A 953-nucleotide genomic window follows, 5' to 3' on the forward strand; every position below is an offset into this window, starting at 1 on the left:
ACGGTGCTGTCGAACTCGCAGGGCGGCTCGAGCGGTGTCTCGGGCGGCGGCGCGAGCTACGTCGCACCGGCGATCGCGGGCGCGGCCGCCACGGACATCGCATCCTCGGCCGGCCCCAAGCGCAACGGCAGTGGCGTCGGCGCGGACGGCTCGGTCTCGCTGACCTGGGTTCCGTGCGACTACGACCTCGGGGTCGTGAAGTCGGCCGAGGGACCTGCGCAGGACACGGGCCTGACCACGTGGACCGTGGCGGTCACCAACAACGGTCCCGATGACATGGCCATCGGCGACACCGTCACGCTGACGGACACGCTCCCCGGAACGGCGACGACGATCACCTCGCTCGTCGCCCCGGCGGGCGTGACCTGCCGCGCCGACGGCACGCCTCTGGCCGTGGGTGACCCGATGGCGTCGCCGGTGGAGTGCGCACGCGCGGACGGGTCCGGACTGGACGACGGCGAGTCGATCACGTTCACCTACACGCAGACGCTGACCGCGGTGGGCAACTACGTCAACAACGCCGCGGTGACCGACCGCTCCACGGTCACGAACAACAACACGAGCACGGACAACGCCCGCGTGACCGGTCCGACGACCGACGACGGCACCAGTGAGGGTCGTCGCGGGAAGCCGCAGCAGTGGTCGCCCACGCCCGAGCGGGGCACGTTCCCGGTCGACTGCGAGGAGACCCTGACGCTGCTCGACGCCGACGGCGACCCGGTCACCGAGCTCGTCGTGGCCGGTGTCGGCACCTACACCGTCGACGCGTGCGCGATCGTCTTCACTCCCGTCCTGGCGTTCCAGGGAACCCCCGAGGCCCCCGTGCGGTACCGGGTGACCGACAGCCAGGGCAACCCGGCGACCGGCACCTACAACCCGACCGTCCTGCCGGCGGACCCGCCGTCGACGAACGCGGGCACGACGTCGGGTCCGCAGGGTGTGGCGCAGTCGTG

The 953-nt window shown here is 72.0% G+C and carries 1 protein-coding gene; it reads left to right on the forward strand.

Annotated features, from left to right (window positions below):
• Positions 1 to 953, forward strand: a 953-nt coding sequence (locus RT323_RS15515) for a hypothetical protein (RefSeq protein ID WP_313410054.1), incomplete at both ends; no start/stop codon positions are given.

This window comes from Aeromicrobium sp., from assembly GCF_032084975.1.
Classification (GTDB): domain Bacteria; phylum Actinomycetota; class Actinomycetes; order Propionibacteriales; family Nocardioidaceae; genus Aeromicrobium.